Origin of the sequence: Novosphingobium sp. (assembly GCF_049240505.1) — a bacterium.
Taxonomy (GTDB): Bacteria; Pseudomonadota; Alphaproteobacteria; order Sphingomonadales; family Sphingomonadaceae; genus Novosphingobium.
In genome coordinates, this window is record NZ_JBMLSM010000117.1 from 20,586 (window position 1) to 36,670 (window position 16,085).

General features: G+C 64.3%; 18 protein-coding genes. 10 read left to right on the forward strand and 8 right to left on the reverse strand.

The annotated features are described in order from the left end of the window. Positions 1–15: 15 nt before the first annotated feature. Positions 16–1,506 carry an aldehyde dehydrogenase family protein gene (locus tag ACOVQ0_RS10095; RefSeq protein WP_421883763.1) on the reverse strand — a complete coding sequence of 497 codons (1,491 nt, stop codon included), beginning with the start codon at positions 1,504–1,506 and terminating at the stop codon, positions 16–18. A gap of 184 nt (positions 1,507–1,690) precedes the next feature. Here ACOVQ0_RS10095 and ACOVQ0_RS10100 point away from each other — a divergent pair, with 184 nt between their 5' ends. The 6 genes from ACOVQ0_RS10100 (at position 1,691) to ACOVQ0_RS10125 (ending at position 8,460) form a co-directional block, all read left to right on the forward strand. Further along, complete coding sequence (locus ACOVQ0_RS10100) at positions 1,691–2,548, forward strand: GNAT family N-acetyltransferase (protein WP_421883766.1); 858 nt, start codon at positions 1,691–1,693, stop codon at positions 2,546–2,548. A 2-nt stretch (positions 2,549–2,550) separates the two neighbouring features. Next, complete coding sequence (locus tag ACOVQ0_RS10105) at positions 2,551–4,005, forward strand: NAD-dependent succinate-semialdehyde dehydrogenase (RefSeq protein WP_421883769.1); 1,455 nt, start codon at positions 2,551–2,553, stop codon at positions 4,003–4,005. A 153-nt stretch (positions 4,006–4,158) separates the two neighbouring features. Further along, positions 4,159–5,262 (forward strand): tartrate dehydrogenase, encoded by a 1,104-nt coding sequence (locus tag ACOVQ0_RS10110; RefSeq protein ID WP_421883772.1) that lies wholly within the window; start codon positions 4,159–4,161, stop codon positions 5,260–5,262. A gap of 126 nt (positions 5,263–5,388) precedes the next feature. Then, complete coding sequence (locus ACOVQ0_RS10115; RefSeq protein WP_421883775.1) at positions 5,389–6,804, forward strand: aspartate aminotransferase family protein; 1,416 nt, start codon at positions 5,389–5,391, stop codon at positions 6,802–6,804. A 17-nt stretch (positions 6,805–6,821) separates the two neighbouring features. Beyond that, a complete protein-coding gene (locus tag ACOVQ0_RS10120; protein ID WP_421883778.1) occupies positions 6,822–7,319 on the forward strand; it encodes an Lrp/AsnC family transcriptional regulator in 498 nt (165 codons plus the stop codon). After that, positions 7,312–8,460: a M20 aminoacylase family protein gene (locus tag ACOVQ0_RS10125; RefSeq protein ID WP_421883781.1), complete on the forward strand. Its 1,149-nt coding sequence runs from the start codon at positions 7,312–7,314 to the stop codon at positions 8,458–8,460. The genes ACOVQ0_RS10120 and ACOVQ0_RS10125 overlap by 8 nt, the downstream gene beginning before the upstream one ends. A 154-nt stretch (positions 8,461–8,614) precedes the next feature. Here the strand turns inward: ACOVQ0_RS10125 and ACOVQ0_RS10130 are convergent, their stop codons facing one another. The 5 genes from ACOVQ0_RS10130 to ACOVQ0_RS10150 all read right to left on the reverse strand — a co-directional run bounded on the left by ACOVQ0_RS10130 (position 8,615) and on the right by ACOVQ0_RS10150 (position 12,636). Beyond that, a complete protein-coding gene (locus ACOVQ0_RS10130; RefSeq protein ID WP_421883784.1) occupies positions 8,615–9,562 on the reverse strand; it encodes a copper resistance protein B in 948 nt (315 codons plus the stop codon). Further along, positions 9,559–11,328 carry a copper resistance system multicopper oxidase gene (locus ACOVQ0_RS10135; RefSeq protein WP_421883787.1) on the reverse strand — a complete coding sequence of 590 codons (1,770 nt, stop codon included), beginning with the start codon at positions 11,326–11,328 and terminating at the stop codon, positions 9,559–9,561. Before ACOVQ0_RS10135 ends, ACOVQ0_RS10130 begins: the two co-directional genes overlap by 4 nt. 26 nt (positions 11,329–11,354) lie before the next feature. Further along, a complete protein-coding gene (locus ACOVQ0_RS10140) occupies positions 11,355–11,834 on the reverse strand; it encodes an RNA polymerase sigma factor (RefSeq protein WP_421883790.1) in 480 nt (159 codons plus the stop codon). A gap of 110 nt (positions 11,835–11,944) precedes the next feature. Then, complete coding sequence (locus ACOVQ0_RS10145; protein ID WP_421883793.1) at positions 11,945–12,382, reverse strand: Spy/CpxP family protein refolding chaperone; 438 nt, start codon at positions 12,380–12,382, stop codon at positions 11,945–11,947. Continuing rightward, a complete protein-coding gene (locus ACOVQ0_RS10150; protein WP_421883796.1) occupies positions 12,382–12,636 on the reverse strand; it encodes a hypothetical protein in 255 nt (84 codons plus the stop codon). Before ACOVQ0_RS10150 ends, ACOVQ0_RS10145 begins: the two co-directional genes overlap by 1 nt. A 143-nt stretch (positions 12,637–12,779) precedes the next feature. On the opposite strand from ACOVQ0_RS10150, the gene copC reads away from it, so the two are divergent. The 4 genes from copC (at position 12,780) to fghA (ending at position 15,312) form a co-directional block, all read left to right on the forward strand. Further along, a complete protein-coding gene (copC, locus tag ACOVQ0_RS10155) occupies positions 12,780–13,151 on the forward strand; it encodes a copper homeostasis periplasmic binding protein CopC (protein WP_421883799.1) in 372 nt (123 codons plus the stop codon). 4 nt (positions 13,152–13,155) lie between these two features. After that, positions 13,156–13,998 carry a copper homeostasis membrane protein CopD gene (gene copD / locus ACOVQ0_RS10160; protein ID WP_421883802.1) on the forward strand — a complete coding sequence of 281 codons (843 nt, stop codon included), beginning with the start codon at positions 13,156–13,158 and terminating at the stop codon, positions 13,996–13,998. A 97-nt stretch (positions 13,999–14,095) separates the two neighbouring features. Then, a complete protein-coding gene (locus ACOVQ0_RS10165) occupies positions 14,096–14,467 on the forward strand; it encodes a VOC family protein (protein ID WP_421883805.1) in 372 nt (123 codons plus the stop codon). Further along, the gene (gene fghA / locus ACOVQ0_RS10170) at positions 14,467–15,312 is read left to right on the forward strand and encodes an S-formylglutathione hydrolase (protein WP_421883807.1); all 846 of its coding nucleotides are present in this window, start codon (positions 14,467–14,469) and stop codon (positions 15,310–15,312) included. The genes ACOVQ0_RS10165 and fghA overlap by 1 nt, the downstream gene beginning before the upstream one ends. A gap of 160 nt (positions 15,313–15,472) precedes the next feature. Here fghA and nusB read toward each other — a convergent pair whose 3' ends face one another. After that, on the reverse strand, positions 15,473–15,919 hold the full coding sequence (nusB, locus tag ACOVQ0_RS10175) for a transcription antitermination factor NusB (protein WP_421883810.1): 447 nt from the start codon (positions 15,917–15,919) through the stop codon (positions 15,473–15,475). Next, positions 15,916–16,085 (reverse strand): histidinol dehydrogenase (locus tag ACOVQ0_RS10180; RefSeq protein WP_421883816.1); only part of this gene is annotated, 170 nt, incomplete at its 5' end. The genes ACOVQ0_RS10180 and nusB, both read right to left, overlap by 4 nt.

A 16,085-nucleotide genomic window follows, 5' to 3' on the forward strand; every position in this document is an offset into this window, starting at 1 on the left:
ACAAATGCAAGATGATCAGATCTGGATCAGCGCCGTCTTGATCTTGCACGAGGCGAGATAGGCATCGCGGCCCAGATCCTTGCCGACGCCCGATTGCTTGAAGCCGCCAGTGGGCAGGATGAAATCGTCCGAGCGGCCATAGCGGTTGACCCAGATCGTGCCCGCCTCAAGCCCGCGCACCGCGCGCAGGGCGCGCGAGATGTCGGTGGTGTGAACCCCGGCGGCAAGGCCATAGGCGGTGCCATTGGCCAGCGCGATGGCTTCTTCTTCATCCGCAAAGGACTGCACGGTGAGGACCGGGCCGAAGATTTCGCCCTGCACGGCTTCGCTGTCTGCCGCGACATTGGCCAGCAGCGTGGGCTGGTAGTAGCTGCCAGATTGCGGCGAGGTTGCCCGCGCGCCGCCCGTCATGGCTTCGGCTCCGGCGGTGCGGGCGCGCTGGACGATGCCGTCGATCTGCGCAAGCTGCCCTTCGGAAATGATCGGACCCATCGTGGTGCCCTGGTCCCATGTCGCGCCCAGGTGGTGCGCTTCGAACGCGGCGGTCAGGCGGTCCACCACTTCATCGCGCACCTTGTCCTGCACCAGCAGACGCGATCCGGCGACGCAGACCTGTCCGGCGTTGAGCGTGATGGCGCGCGCGACCAGCGCGGATGCCTTGGCCAGATCGGCATCGGCAAAGACCAGTTGCGGGCTTTTGCCGCCCAGTTCCAGCGTCGAAGGCTTTGGCCCGGTTTCGGCACAAGCCGCCATGATTGCGCGCCCGGTGCGGGTGGAGCCGGTGAAGCTGACCTTGCCGATGCGGGTGTGCCGCACCAGCGCATCGCCGATATCCGCGCCGCCGCCTTGCACCACGTTGAACACGCCCGCCGGAATGCCCGCCGCCACGGCGAGTTCGGCCAGACGCACGACCGAGAACGGCGTGAGTTCGGATGGCTTCAGCACCACCGCATTGCCCGCTGCAAGCGCCGGTCCCAGCTTCCATGCCGCCATGACGAGCGGCAGGTTCCACGGTGCGATCGCTCCCACCACGCCATAAGGTTCGGTCAGGGTGAAGCCCAGCTTGTCGGGCGTTGTCGCACCGATTTCGCCGCCGTGCTTGTCGGCGAATTCGGCGAAGAAGCGTATGCATTCGGCGGTGTAGGGCAGATCCCACGCGCGGACTTCGTTCAGGGTCCGACTCGATCCTGCAGCTTCCAGTGAGGCCAGCGTTTCGGCATCGGTTTCGATCAGATCGGCCCAGCGGCGCAACAGGCGCATCCTTCCGCGCGGTTCCATCGTGCCCCATCCGCTAGCCTTCTGCGCCAGCGCGGCATTTTCCACCGCGTCGGCCAGTTGCTGCATATCGGCAGAACGCAATTCGCCCAGCAAGGCGCCGTCCGATGGCCGGGTGACCATGAAGCTTTGTCCGCGTCCGACAACCGGCACGCCGCCGATGAAATTGGCGGCAAGCGCGGGGCGGATGCTATCGGGATCAAACAGGCTCATCACAGGTGTTCCGGTCAATATTGGGATGCGGCAGTCTATGCCGTGGTTCACGCAATCGGTGCGGCAATAGGGCGCGACGTGGCGCGATAATGTTCCGAATAAAATGCAAAACCGGCACCTCATGTTGATGGCCGCTGGGTAGACCCTGATCGTGACAGGGCGCTTTGCGCGCCCACTCTCCAGCTTGATCCGGGAGCAACCGATGGCAGTTCAGGACGCGGCGCAGATCGTCATGCGCGATATGACCGGCGAGGATATTCATGCCGCCGCCGAACTCTGCTTCGAACAGCAGTGGCCGCATCGTGAAGAGGATCTGGCACTGTTCCTGTCCATCGGAGAAGGCGTGGTGGCCGAAGCGGACGGCAAAGTCGTCGGCACGATCATGGGCTGGCGCTTTGGGGAAAGCTTCGCCACGCTGGGCATGGTGATCGTAACCGGCGCGATGCAGGGCAAGGGCCTTGGCCGCAAGCTGATGGATGCGATGCTCGACCGGTTGAAGGGCCGCACGGTCATCCTCAACGCCACCGAAGAAGGCCTGCCGCTCTATCGCAAGCTGGGCTTTGTAGACCTTGGCACGGTGTGCCAGCATCAGGCGGCAGCCCCGGCGCAGCCGCTGGTCCAGCTTCGGCCCGGAGAGCGCGTGCGCCCGATGGGGGCCGCCGATGGCGAGGCTTTGGAAGCGCTTTATGCGGCGGCATCGGGCATGGATCGCAAGGTGGTGCTCGACGCCTTTCAGGCCGAAGGCAGCACGGTGGTGCTGTGCCGCGAACATGAGCAGACCGGCTTTGCGGTGCTGCGCCGCTTCGGCAGGGGCTGGGCCATCGCGCCCGTGGTTGCGCCCGATCTGACCGGCGCGCAGGCGCTGATCGCGCACTGGCTGGGCACGCAATCGGGCAGCTTCTGCCGGATCGATATTCTCGAAGAAAGCGGCCTTGGCCCCTGGCTGGAAGAGCTTGGTCTGCCCGAAGTGGGCCGGGTGACGATGATGGCGCATGGCGCTGCGCCGGTGCCGGGCGATGCCGCACACGTCTTTGCAATTGCAGCGCAGGCACTGGGTTGAACATGCTGAACCTGAACGACCCCACCCTGCTGCGGCAGGCCGCGCTGATTGATGGCGCATGGATCGCGGGTACTTTGCCCACGCTGGACGTGACCAATCCTGCCACGGGCGACGTGATCGGCACCGTGCCCGATTGCGGTGCGGCTGAGGCTGAAGCCGCCATTGCTGCGGCAGAGGCTGCGTGGCCCGAATGGCGGCGGCGCACCGCGAACGAGCGTGCTGCGCTGCTGGAAGCATGGCACGCGCTGGTGCTGGCCAATGTGGATGACCTTGCCCGGATCATGACGGCAGAGCAGGGCAAGCCGCTGGCCGAGGCGCAGGGCGAAATCCGTTATGCCGCCACGTTCATCAAATGGTTTGCCGAAGAGGGCCGCCGCGTTGGCGGGCGCAATGTGCCTTCGCCGGAGCGGGACCGCCGCATCATCGTGATGACCGAGCCGGTGGGCGTTTCAGCGGCCATCACGCCGTGGAACTTTCCCGCCGCGATGATCACGCGCAAGTGCGCGCCCGCGTTGGCTGCCGGGTGCCCGGTGGTGATCAAGCCTTCGGAAATGACGCCGTTCACCGCTCTGGCGCTGGTCGAACTGGCGATGCGCGCAGGCTTCCCCAAGGGCACGATCAACCTGTTGACCGGGATGCCGCAAGCCATCGGCGCTGCGATTACCGCAAGCCCGGCGGTGCGCAAGCTGTCGTTCACCGGCTCCACCCGCGTCGGCGCGCTGCTGATGCGGCAGAGCGCCGACACGATCAAGCGGCTCTCGCTTGAACTCGGCGGCAATGCGCCGCTGATTGTGTTCGACGATGCCGATCTTGATCTGGCCGTGAACGCGGCGATGGCCTCGAAATTCCGCAATGCAGGGCAAACCTGCGTCTGCGCCAACCGCATCCTCGTGCACGCACCGGTCTATGACGAATTTGCCGCGCGGCTGGGCGCGGCGGTCAGCGCGCTCAACGTGGGCAACGGCGTAGACGCCGATGCCACCACCGGCCCGCTGATCAATCGCGCGGCGGTCGACAAGGTTTCGGCCCATGTCGAAGACGCAATTGCGCGGGGCGGCAAGGTGTTGTTTTCCGGCAAGGGGCGCGAAGGCGACAATTTCCTGCGCCCGCTGGTGATCGGCAATGCCAGCCCTGACATGCGCCTCGCTTCGGAGGAGACCTTCGGCCCCGTCGCCCCGCTGTTCCGCTTCGAGACGGAGGACGAGGCCGTGGCGCTGGCCAACGATACGCCCTATGGCCTCGCCAGCTATTTCTACACATCCGGCCTCGACCGCGCGTTCCGCGTGGCAGAAGCGCTGGAGGCGGGCATGATCGCGCTCAACACCGGGTCCATCGCGATGGAAATGGCGCCGTTCGGCGGGATCAAGCAATCGGGCCTTGGCCGCGAAGGCGGCACGCTGGGCATCGAGGAATATCTGGAAACCAAGGCCTTCCACATCGGCGGCCTGAAGATCTGAAACAACTGCCGAGCCTCCTTCGTCATTGCGAGGAGGCGAAGCTGACGAAGCAATCCAGATGCAGCATAAACCGCTCTGGATTGCTTCAACCCGCTGCGCGGGCTTCGCAATGACGAATTTCTGGGACGAGTTTCCGTTGGTTGGAGAAAACGCATGACGATTGACGCGCCCGGCAACGCTCAGGCCAACACCCGAAAGCACACCATCGCGGTCATCCCCGGCGATGGCATCGGCAAGGAAGTCATGCCCGAAGGGATGCGCGTGCTTGAAAAGGCCGCATCGCTCTATGGCTTCGAGATCGACCAGAAGTGGCACGATTTCGCCTGTTGCGATTACTATGCGCGCCACGGCAAGATGATGCCTGACAACTGGAAGGAAGAGATCGGCCGCCCCGATGCGATTTTCTTCGGCGCGGTGGGCTGGCCCGATACCGTGCCCGATCACATCTCGCTGTGGGGATCGCTGCTGCAGTTCCGCCGCGAATACGACCAGTACGTGAACCTGCGCCCGGTGCGGCTGATGCCCGGCGTGCCGTGCCCGCTGGCGGGGCGTGAACCCGGCGACATCGATTTCTGGGTGGTGCGGGAAAACACCGAGGGCGAATATTCTTCCGTAGGCGGGATCATGTTCCCCAATACCGATCGCGAAGTCGTCATCCAGGAAACGGTGATGACGCGCATCGGCGTGGACCGCGTGCTGCGCTATGCCTTTGATCTGGCACAGAAGCGGGAGCGAAAGCACCTGACCAGCGCCACCAAATCAAACGGCATTGCCATCACCATGCCCTATTGGGACCAGCGCGTCGAAGCCATCGGCGCGGAATATCCCGATGTGCGCCACGACAAGTATCACATCGACATCCTGACCGCGCAGTTCGTGCTGAACCCGGACCGCTTCGACGTGGTCGTCGGCTCCAACCTGTTTGGCGATATCCTGTCCGACCTTGGCCCCGCCTGCACCGGCACCATCGGCGTCGCGCCATCGGGCAATATCAACCCTGAAGGCACGCACCCTTCGCTGTTCGAACCGGTCCACGGCTCCGCGCCCGATATCGCCGGGCAGAACATCGCCAACCCGGTCGGCCAAATCTGGTCCGCCGCGATGATGCTGGAACATCTGGGCGAAGCGGAAGCTGCCGCCGCGATCATGCGCGCGGTCGAACAGGTGCTTGCCACCCCTGCTGCCCGGACCCGCGATCTGAAGGGCGCGGCCAGCACCGAAGCGTGTGGCAAGGCGATTGCCGAAGCGCTGGGCTGAACGGAACTGGGCGCGGCATAAAATGCTGCGCCCTCCGGCCTGAACGCCCCCGAACGGCCCTTCATCCCCCACATTCGGCCAAACCCGCTCTTGCCGCAGGCCTAGGCTCGCTTCATTGATACACCAATGGACGAGCCTGCGATGAACGCCCTTTCACCTGCGCTGACCAACCGCTCGCTGGTCGATATCGACCGCGATCACCTGATCCACTCGGTCACGTCCTTTCGTGGGCACGAACAGCACGGCGCGATCGTGCTGGAATCGGGCAAGGGCATGTGGCTGACTGATGCCGAAGGCCATCGCGTGCTTGATGCCTTTGCGGGTCTGTGGTGCGTGAATGTCGGCTATGGGCAGGATTCCATTGTCGAAGTGGCGGCAGAGCAGATGCGCCGCCTGCCCTATGCCACCGGCTATTTCCACTTCGCCAGCGAACCGGCCATCCGCCTTGCCGGAGAGTTGACCGCCGCCGCGCCCGATGGGCTTGACCATGTGTTCTTTACCCAGGGCGGGTCCGATGCGGTGGACAGCGCCATCCGCTATATCGTGCATTACTGGAACGCTGCCGGAAAGCCTGACAAGAAGCACTTCATCGCGCTGGAATGGGGCTATCACGGATCGAGCAGCCTCGGCGCGGGGCTGACGGCGCTGGGCAACTTCCACCGCAATTTCGATCTGCCGCGCCCCTGGCAGCACCACATCGCCTCACCCTATCAGTATCGCCATCCGCAGGGGGATGATGACGCGGCGGTGATCGCCTCGACCGTTGCCGCGCTGGAAGCCAAGGTGGCGGAACTCGGCGCGGATAACGTGGCGGCATTCTGCTGCGAACCGATTCAGGGTTCGGGCGGCGTGATCGTGCCCCCGCGCGGCTGGCTGAAGGCGCTGCGCGAAGCCTGCACCCGGCTTGGCATCCTGATGTTGGTGGACGAAGTGATCACCGGCTTTGGCCGCACCGGCCCGCTGTTCGCGTGCGAGGATGAAGGCGTTTCGCCCGATTTCATGACCACGGCAAAGGGGCTGACCGCCGGATACATTCCGATGGGCGCGATGTTCATGGCCGACCACGTTTATCAGACCATCGCCGATGGCGCATCGCCCGCGCTGCCCATCGGTCACGGTCAGACCTATTCGGGCCACCCCGTTGCCGCCGCCGTCGCGCTGGAAGTGCTGCGCCTCTACCGCGAAGGCGGATTGCTGGAAAACGGCCGCAAGACGGGTGAACGCTTTGCCCAGCACATGGAACGCATCAGGGCGCATCCGCTGGTGGGCGATGTGCGCTGGCGCGGCCTTCTCGGCGCCATCGAACTTACGCCGAACAAGGCGACGAAGGCCGTGTTCGATCCGGCGCTCGATATCGGCGGCAGGCTTTCGAAGCTGACCTATGGCAACGGCGTGATCGTGCGCTGCTTTGCCAATGCCGTGCTGGGCTTTGCGCCCGCGCTGTGCTGCACGCTTGAGGAGATGGACATGATCTTCGACCGCGTGGAGCGCTCGCTCGACCAGTTGCTCGAACAGCCCGACATCCGCGCAATTGTCGCCTGAACAGGGGAGGTCAAACCATGCTGCCCGGACCCAAGCTCGACAGGATTGACCTCAAGATTCTCGCCAAGCTCCAGCAGGAGGGGCGGATCACCAACGTGGAACTGGCCGATGCGGTCGGCCTTTCACCCAGCCCTTGCCTTACGCGGGTGAAGCGGCTGGAAAAGGCGGGCTACATCACCGGCTATGGCGCGCATATCAACCTCAACAAGCTGGGCGAATTCCTCACGGTCTTTACCGAAGTCACCCTCAGCGAACATCGCCGGGGGGATTTTTCCCGCTTCGAAAGCCGCATCGTGAAGATCGACGAGATCGTGGAGTGCCACCTCGTTTCAGGCGGTTACGACTATCTGCTGAAATTCGTGGCGCGCGGCGTTTCGCACTATCAGTCGATCATCGAAGGGATGCTGGAAAGCGACTACGGCATTGAAAAGTATTTCAGCTACGTCGTGATCAAATCGCCGTTCATCAAACATCACTTCCCGATCCAGAACCTGTTTGGCCAAAATCATGGCTGATCTGGCAAACCTCCTTCCTGATCTCGTCGCGCTGCGCCGCGATATCCACGCCCACCCAGAACTCGGTTTTTGCGAACATCGCACCGCCGCGCGCATCGCGGACGAACTGCGGTCATACGGCATCGAAGTGCATGAGGGCATCGGCACCACCGGCCTTGTCGGTGTGCTGAAGGGCAGGCGAGAAGGCACCCGCAGCGTCGGCCTGCGCGCCGATATGGACGCGCTGCCGATTCACGAACAGACCAATCTGCCCTGGGCCAGCACCACGCCCGGCACCTTCCACGGCTGCGGCCACGATGGCCATGTGGCGATGCTGCTGGGCGCGGCGCGCGTGCTGGCCGCCGATCCCGATTTTGCCGGAACCGTCAACTTCATCTTCCAGCCCGCCGAAGAAGGGCAAGGCGGCGCGCGCGTGATGATCGAGGAAGGCCTGTTCGACCGCTTCCCCTGCGATCGCGTTTATGCCCTGCACAACTGGCCGGGCCTGCCCGCTGGCACGATCAGCACCCGCCCCGGCGCGATCATGGGCGCGGCAGACAAGTTCCGCATTACCGTCACCGGCAAGGGCGGCCACGCCGCGATCCCGCAGGACAGCCCCGACGCCATCCTCGCCGCCGCGTCGCTGGTGCAGCAGCTCAACACCATCGTTTCCCGCGCCGTGCCGCCATATGCAGCGGCGGTCCTTTCAATCACCGAAATCCACGGCGGCCATGCGCACAACGTGATCCCGGCAGAGGTCATGGTCGGCGGCACGGTCCGAACGTTCGATCCCACCGTGCAGGACCGCATCGAGGACCGGATGCGCGCCATGCTCAAAGGCATCGAAGCCAGCTTCGAAGTGCAGTGCGCGCTGGATTACGACCGCTACTACCCCGCCACGATCAACGATCCGCTGGCGGCTGCCGATGCACTGGAAGTGGCCGCCACCGTGGCAAAAGCCGAACTCGCGCCCGAACCCGCGCCGACATCGGAAGACTTCTCGTTCATGCTCCAGCAGCGCCCCGGCGCCTATATCTGGCTGGGGCAGGGCACCCCGGACCACGCCGCCCCGCTCCACAACCCGCACTACGATTTCAACGACAGCGTGCTGGAAACCGGCGTGCGGTTGCATGTGGCGCTGGCGCGGCATTGGCTAACCTAAAAAATCCTCCCCGTTTTCGCGGAACGCGCAAATGGGGAGGGGGACCGCCAGCGAAGCTGGTGGTGGAGGGGTAAAAAGCCCCTCCGTCAGTCACCTGCGGCGACTGCCACCTCCCCGTTTATCCTACGGAAAAACGGGGAGGATCAACAGTTCCTCAAAACCACATCCTTAGCCCCACCACCGCGCTAACCTGCGAAGCCGCTTCGCCATCCGCGCGCGCCAGCCTTGCCGTTTCGCCCAGCTTGCGTTCCCAGTGGACGCCCACATAGGGCGCAAACTCTCGGTCGAATTCATAGCGCATCCTTGCGCCCAACTCGATCTTCTCGAACCCTGCGCCGATGCCCAGTTCCGGCACGTCCTGCGCCGCCGCGTCGATCTCTACCGAAGGTTGCAGGATCAGGCGCTGGGTCAGGCGCATGTCGTGTTCGGCCTCAAGCCGGAAATGCACGTCGCCCTTGGTCGATACGAAAGCGTGCGCGCCCACTTCGAACCAGTAGGGGGCAAGCCCTTCGATCCCGATCACGCCATAGGTGCGGTCCGGCCCGTGGCCGAAATCCTGCCGTGCGCCCAGTTCGAAGTTCCACCACGGATCGAGCGCGCGCCGCCATGCTGCGCGCACTTCGCCCGTTTCCAGCGATTCCCCGAACGCGCCTTCGCCTTCGGTTTCGAAGGAAAGCCGGTCGATATCGCCGCCCACCCAGCCCATGACCTGCCAGGCATAGCCGTCCTTGCCATTGCGCGGCCGGTATTCCAGCCGGTCTGCGATCAGCGCATTGCCGAAGAACGCGCCTTCCTTGTCCAGCGCGGCGCGCGCTGCGGCCATGCGCTGCCGGTCCCAGAACAGGTCGGCGGGATGGTCGGTCGGCACCGGCGGCGGCGGGGCATTGCCCACTTCGCTGTCGGGCGTTGCGGGCATGGTGTGCCCGGCGTGCGGATCCGCGCTTTCGGCCTGCGGCATCTGATGGGCGGAATGGTCCATCTGGCCCATGCCGTCCCCGCTGCTCATGCCGCTCATGTCATGCCCGGCGTGCGGATCGGCTTCCTGCGCCAGTGCAGGCGCGGTCACCAGCAGGGCGGCTCCGGCGAAAAGCACCGCCTTCATGCCGCGTCTCCTTCGGCACGGACCGTTACCACGCGCATCATCCCGGCGTGCATGTGCAGCAGCATGTGGCAATGGAACGCCCAGTCGCCCTCGGCATCGGCGGTCAGATCGAAGCTGGCCTTGCCGCCGGGCAGGACGTTGACGGTGTGCTTGCGCGCGCGGTGGCCCGGCTCGCCCGTCACCAGTTCAAAGAAGTGGCCGTGCAGGTGGATGGGGTGCGGCATCATCGTGTGGTTGATCAGGTTCACGCGCACCCGCTCTCCGGTGCGGAAGGGGATCGGCTGCGCGCCGCCGGAAATTGTCTCGCCATCGATGGACCACATATAGCGTTCCATGTTGGCGGTCAGGTTCACGTCGATCTGGCGCGATGGCGTGCGCGAATCGGGGTTGGGCGTGCGCGATCGCAGATCGGCATAGGTCAGCACGCGGTGCTCCACATCCTCAAGCCCGGTCGGTCTGTCGGCAAGGCGGTCTGCCGGCATGGGCGATATCGTCGCTACACCCGGTCCCGGTTTGACGCCGGGGGCCAGCGAAAGGTCGCGCATTTTCATGGAATGCCCCTCCATGCTTTCGTTCGCGGGCTGGGACAGGTCGATCTCGCCTCCGGTCCCCATGTCCATCCCGCTCATGTCCATGCCCATGTCGCGCATGGTCAGGATCGGGCGGGCGCGACGGGGCGGGATGGCGCCCGCGATGCCGATTTGCGGGGCAAGCGTTGCGCGCACCATGCCCGAACGGTCGATGGCCTCGGCAATGATGCCGAAGGCTGCGTTTTCAGATGGTTGCACGATCACGTCATAGGTTTCGGCAATGCCGATCTGGAATTCATCCGTCTCCACCGGCTGCACGTCGCAGCCATCGGCGGCCACCACCGTCATCGGCAGGCCGGGAATGCGCAGGTTGAAGTTGGTCATGGACGAAGAATTGATGATCCGCAGCTTCACCCGCTCGCCGGGGCGGAACAGCGCGGTCCAGTTGGCGGCGGAGTCATGCCCGTTGATCACGAACGAATAGGTCGCGCCGGTCACGTCCGAAATGTCGGTCGCGTCCATGCGCATCTTGGCCCATTCGAGCCGGTCCTTCAGCGATTGGTCCTTGCCTTTCAGCAAGCCGCCCACGGTCTGCCGCTGCCAGTTGTAATAGCCGCCCATCGTCTTGAGATTGCTTAATTGCTTGTGCGGATCGACCGGGCTCCAGTCGGCCAGCATCAGCACATATTCGCGGTCGAACGGGGCGGCGGTATCAGGCTGCGCCGGGTCGATCACGATGGGGCCATAAAGCCCCACGGCTTCCTGCATTCCCGAATGCGAATGATACCAGAAGGTACCCGAATGCAGGATCGGGAAGTCATAGGTGAACGTCTCGCCCGGATCGATGCCGGGGAACGACAGGCCGGGCACGCCGTCCATCTGGAACGGCACTAGAAGCCCGTGCCAGTGGATGGAACTCTGTTCTTTCAAAGTGTTGGTCACGGCAATCCGCACCCGCTGCCCTTCACGCAGGCGGATCAGCGGAGCGGGGATGGAACCGTTCACGGCCACGGCTGCGGCCGACCGGTCACCCACGGCGAACTTCGCCGCGCCGATGCTCAAGGCAATGTTTTCACCCGATAAAGTGCCGCCAGAATTGCGTCCGGCCATCGCCCCGGCCTGCCGCGAATGGCCATCGTGCCCGGACTGCGCCCATGCGGGAAACAGCGGCGTTGCGGCAAGTGCGCCTGCTCCGGCAAGGAGGCGGCGGCGATTGAGGAGGAGTGTCTTGTCCATTGCCTGCTGATACGCAGCAAACGGCGCTATCCCTCAAGAATTTCCGACAATTTCTGCCGCGCGCGATAGATGCGCGTTTCCACGGCTTTTTCCGAAATGCCAAGCACTTGCGCTGCATCGGCCATGCTCATGCCTTCAATACGGCACAGGATCAGCGGGTCTTTGAGATTGGCGGGCAGTGCGGCGACGGCGGCGGAGATGCGGGCCAGTTCGCGCGCGGAAATGGCCGCGGATTCAGGGTCTTGGCCCTCATCCGCAATGTGGGCGGCATCGTCCAGCGGCTTGGCCATGCGGAACAGGCGGCGCACCGCGCGCCGCCGCGCCCAGTCCCGGCACTTGTTGATGGCGATGCGCAGCAGCCACGCGCGGAACGGGCGGTCGGGATCGAATCTGTTCAGCGAAGCGAAGGCGGAGATGAACGCTTCTTGGGTCACGTCCAGTGCCTCGCCTTCGTCGCCGGTGTGATGGCGGGCGATGCGGAAAACGGCGTCGCGATGCCGCGCCATCAATTCGCTGTATGAAGCCTGGTGTTGCCCAAGCGCGCGCAGGACCAAGTCGCGGTCGGTTGCAGGCGCGTGTGGGTCGTTCAGGGGCATCTAGGTGCTGCTAGGTGCATCTAGGTGTTGTTCGGACTTGTCAGCGCACGCGCGATTTCCCGGTCGAAAATCACCTGTTGCGAAGGGGTTAGCACGCTGCGCATGGCAAAGACGTGGGCCAGTGTTGCTTTCTGCAATTCCCCCATCGCCATGTGCGAAGCATCGACCGCCGCGCTCACTTTCGGGCCGATTTTCTGCTCGGCCTCGATCGCGCGGGCGAGCGCCATGTTGGAGTTCCGAAGTTGCGCGTCGAGCGCCGTGCGCGTGTTGGAAAAGTCCTTCTCAAGCTGATCGATTTTCGCCTGCTGCTCCGCCGTCAGATCAAGCCGCTCGTGCATCAACTGGTGCAGTTCGCTGCCGTGCCGGGCGGGCATCAACCGCTGCGCGAAATGGCTGGCGGCGAGGGCCACGGCGGCGGATAGCACCGCGACGAGGATGTAGCGGAGCGCAGGCGCCATCAGTCTGCCAGCAGGTGCGAAGGGGCTGATTGGGGCACGCCGAACAGCGGCTCTGCCTGCGCCGGAGCGGCGGGGGCGATTGCGCCGACCACGCCCACCATCGCCGCCACGCCGACCGCCAGAACCATGCCGCGCCGTGCCGTGGCTTGCTCACGATGCCGGGCAAGGCCTTGGAAAACATCGCTTTCCAGCGTGGCGAACGCCGGAGGGGCTTTGGCGGCAAGCGCGCCAAGAAGATCTTCGATGTCTGCCATCGCGGACTGGGTTCCTTTGTTGCAGGCAGTGCTATTACGCGCGCTATACGGCAATCCCTCAAGATAAAATTTTGCCTTGGATGAGGGATCGGCCTGCGCCTTGCGTAAACCCGGCAAGATCCCAAGCCGAAAGGACTTTTTCCATGCGCCGTCTCGCCCTTCTTGCCGCTCCGCTCCTGCTTGCGCTGCCCGGCACGGCCATCGCCCATCCCAAGCTGGTTTCCGCCACGCCGGCGGCGAACACCGCGGTGGCCAAGCCGACCACGCTGACGCTGACGTTCTCGGAAAATCTTGTCGGCCCGCTTTCGGGCATCGAACTGGTGATGACCGGAATGCCCGGCATGGCCGATCATGCGCCGATGCCGATCAAGGGCTTCAAGAGCGAAACCAAGGGCAAGGTTCTGACGGTGAAGCTGCCGCGCGCGCTGCCTGCTGGAACCTATAACCTCAAGTGGCACGCGGTGGCGGGCGACCAGCACCGCATCGAAGGGCAGTACACCTTCACCGTCCGCTAAAACCTTGGAAACGGGGGGCCTCATCGCCGCGCGGGCGGCAGCGTTTGTTGCGCTGCTGCTTGTTGCCGGGCTGCCGCTGTATGCGCTGACGGGAGGGCGCGCGCTGTCTGGCCGGATGCGTTCGGGGCTTGTCGTGCTGGCGCTGCTGGCGGGTGGAAGTTCGATCTGGTGGGCGCTGGAAAGCGTGGCGGCGATGGCGGGTTTGCCGCTGGCCGAGCTGGATCAGCCCACCGCCGAGGCCGTGCTGGCGGCAACGCCGCTGGGCACGGTGATGGAATGGCGGCTGACCGCGCTGGCCTGCGTGATCGTGGCGGCGGTGGCACCGCTGAAAGTGCTGCGCGCGCCAGTGATGGCGCTGGCAGGCGCGGTGGCGCTGTGTTCGATGGCGCTGACCGGCCATGCCGGGGCAAGCGAATGGGCGCTGCATCGCTGGGCCGATGGGCTGCACCTGATCGCGGCTGCGCTGTGGATCGGGGCACTGATGGCGTTTTTGGGCGATGCGCTGTTCGGCAAGGCTGATGTTCAGGCGCTTGCCCGCTTTGCACGGACGGGCAGCGTGGTGGTGGCCGTGCTGGTGCTGACCGGGGTGGTCAACACGCTGGCCATCGCAGGGTTTTCGCCGGTCTGGCAGAGTGGCTGGACGCTGTTGCTGGCTGTGAAGATCGCATTGTTTGGCCTGATGCTGGCGCTGGCGGCGGGCAATCGCTGGCGTATCGTGCCTGCGCTGGAACGGGGTGAGGCGGGTGCGGAAGCGCGCCTGCGGCGTTCCTTGCTGCTGGAGCTTGCGGCGGGGCTGGGGGTGGTGGCCGTAGTAGCCATGCTGGGCGTTCTCGATCCCGCAGCTTGAGGCCAAATGGCAACAAAGAATTCCCGCATGGACGCTTGACCGGTCACGGCATTCGCTTAGCTCTCTTGCCACTGCAACCTGCAAGGGGAGAGTGCGAATGTTCAGCCATGTGATGGTGGGCGCCGATGATATCGACGCCGCCAAGAAGTTCTACGACGCCACGTTTGCCGCGTTCGGCGGGCCGGAAGCGATCACCGATCCCAAGGGGCGGTTGATCTATCAGCACAACGGCGGGCTGTTCATCGTGACCAAGCCGATCAATGGCGATCCTGCCTGCGGCGCGAATGGCGGCACAATCGGTTTTCGCATGAAGCCGGAACAGGCAGATGCCTGGTATGAAGCGGGCGTGGCCGCTGGCGGCACAGCTTGCGAAGATCCGCCGGGACCGCGTGAAGGTTCGCCCTATTACCTCGCCTATCTGCGCGATCCGGCTGGCAACAAGCTTTGCGCACTGGATGTGATCGCCTGATGACTCTGGAAACGGTTTCGACTTCGAAAGCGCACGGCGGAAGCTTGCGCGTTTACAAGCACGAGTCCGTGTCGACGGGGACGGGAATGACCTTTTCGGTCTTCCTGCCTCCGCACGCGGTTGAAGGCGCGAAGCTGCCGGTGTTGGTCTACCTTTCGGGGCTGACCTGCACCCACGCCAATGTGACGGACAAGGGCGAATACCGGAAGGCCTGTGCCGAACACGGCATCGTTTTCGTCGCGCCGGACACCAGCCCTCGCGGTGAAGGCGTGGCGGACGATGCGGATGCGGCCTATGATTTCGGGCTGGGTGCGGGCTTCTATGTCAACGCCACGCAGGAACCCTTCGCGCAGCATTATCGCATGTGGGACTATATCGCGGAAGAACTGCCTGCGCTGCTGGCAGCGAACTTCCCGGTGGATCTGGAGCGCATGGGCATCACCGGCCATTCTATGGGCGGGCATGGTGCGCTGACGCTGGGCCTGACCTATCCAGACAAATTCAAGTCATTGTCGGCTTTTGCACCGATTGTGGCGCCGGGACAGGTGCCCTGGGGCCACAAGGCGCTGGGCGGCTATCTGGGCGAGGACCGCGCGGCATGGCGCAAGCATGATGCCGTGGCGCTGATCGAAGATGGCAAGCGGCCTGCAGGCGCGGTGCTGGTGGATCAGGGTGAAGCGGATGGTTTCCTTGCGGAACAACTGCGGCCCGAACTGCTGGATGCGGCGTGCAAGGCGGCGGGGGTTGAGCTGACGCTGCGGCTGCAGCCGGGGTATGACCACAGCTACAACTTTATTTCCACGTTCATGGATGATCATATCCGCTGGCACGCGGAGCGGTTGTAGATGTCCATAATCCTCCCTGATTTTCCGTAAGGACAATCGGGGAGGGGAACCGCCAGCGAAGCTGGTGGTGGAGGGGTAAGAGAAAGAACCCCTCCGTCATTTGCTGGCGCAAATGCCACCTCCCCGTTTGCGCTTCGCGAAAACAAGGAGGATTTGTTTTTTAACGCACGTCTTTGGCCACGGCATCCAGCACGCCGTTGACGAACTTGGCCTCGCGCTCTTCGAAGAAGGCGTGGGCGACGTCGACGTATTCGGTGATGACGGTGGCGACGGGCACGTCCTTGCGCGCCATCAATTCGTAGGAACCGGCGCGCAGGATTTGCAGCATGGTCTTGTCCAGGCGGGCGAGCGACCAGCCCTTGGCCAGCTTGGCCGAAAGCAGCAGGTCGATCTCGTTGCGGCGGGCGTCCGTGCCTTTCACCACATCGTCGAAGAAGGCGATGTCGGCCTTGAGGTATTCGACGTCCTCGATCTCTGCGCCCAGACGGTGCTGGTGGAACTCATCGAGCAGCAGGCACAGCGCGGTTTGCTCCATGTCGATCTGGTAGAGCGCCTGCACAGCAGCGAGGCGGGAGGCGGCGCGCGCCTTTCCTGAAATCTGGGTCATATGCCGAGCCTCAGTTCGATGGAGCGGGCGTGGGCGGCAAGGCCTTCAGCCTCGGCAAGGGCGATGGCGGCGGGGCCGACGGCGGCAAGTGCGGCGTCGGTCGCGGCGATGAAGCTGGTGCGTTTCATGAAATCCAGAACGGAAAGGCCCGATGAGAAGCGCGCGC

Bases quoted from the DNA above. Each gene is read 5' to 3' on its own strand.
- ACOVQ0_RS10100 (WP_421883766.1), top strand. From the start codon at position 1,691: ATGGCAGTTCAGGACGCGGCGCAGATCGTCATGCGCGATATGACCGGC.
- ACOVQ0_RS10105 (WP_421883769.1), top strand. From the start codon at position 2,551: ATGCTGAACCTGAACGACCCCACCCTGCTGCGGCAGGCCGCGCTGATT.
- ACOVQ0_RS10110 (WP_421883772.1), top strand. From the start codon at position 4,159: ATGACGATTGACGCGCCCGGCAACGCTCAGGCCAACACCCGAAAGCAC.
- ACOVQ0_RS10115 (WP_421883775.1), top strand. From the start codon at position 5,389: ATGGACGAGCCTGCGATGAACGCCCTTTCACCTGCGCTGACCAACCGC.
- ACOVQ0_RS10120 (WP_421883778.1), top strand. From the start codon at position 6,822: ATGCTGCCCGGACCCAAGCTCGACAGGATTGACCTCAAGATTCTCGCC.
- ACOVQ0_RS10125 (WP_421883781.1), top strand. From the start codon at position 7,312: ATGGCTGATCTGGCAAACCTCCTTCCTGATCTCGTCGCGCTGCGCCGC.
- ACOVQ0_RS10130 (WP_421883784.1), bottom strand. From the start codon at position 9,562: ATGAAGGCGGTGCTTTTCGCCGGAGCCGCCCTGCTGGTGACCGCGCCT.
- ACOVQ0_RS10135 (WP_421883787.1), bottom strand. From the start codon at position 11,328: ATGGACAAGACACTCCTCCTCAATCGCCGCCGCCTCCTTGCCGGAGCA.
- ACOVQ0_RS10140 (WP_421883790.1), bottom strand. From the start codon at position 11,834: ATGGCGCGGCATCGCGACGCCGTTTTCCGCATCGCCCGCCATCACACC.
- ACOVQ0_RS10145 (WP_421883793.1), bottom strand. From the start codon at position 12,382: ATGGCGCCTGCGCTCCGCTACATCCTCGTCGCGGTGCTATCCGCCGCC.
- ACOVQ0_RS10150 (WP_421883796.1), bottom strand. From the start codon at position 12,636: ATGGCAGACATCGAAGATCTTCTTGGCGCGCTTGCCGCCAAAGCCCCT.
- copC (WP_421883799.1), top strand. From the start codon at position 12,780: ATGCGCCGTCTCGCCCTTCTTGCCGCTCCGCTCCTGCTTGCGCTGCCC.
- ACOVQ0_RS10165 (WP_421883805.1), top strand. From the start codon at position 14,096: ATGTTCAGCCATGTGATGGTGGGCGCCGATGATATCGACGCCGCCAAG.
- fghA (WP_421883807.1), top strand. From the start codon at position 14,467: ATGACTCTGGAAACGGTTTCGACTTCGAAAGCGCACGGCGGAAGCTTG.
- nusB (WP_421883810.1), bottom strand. From the start codon at position 15,919: ATGACCCAGATTTCAGGAAAGGCGCGCGCCGCCTCCCGCCTCGCTGCT.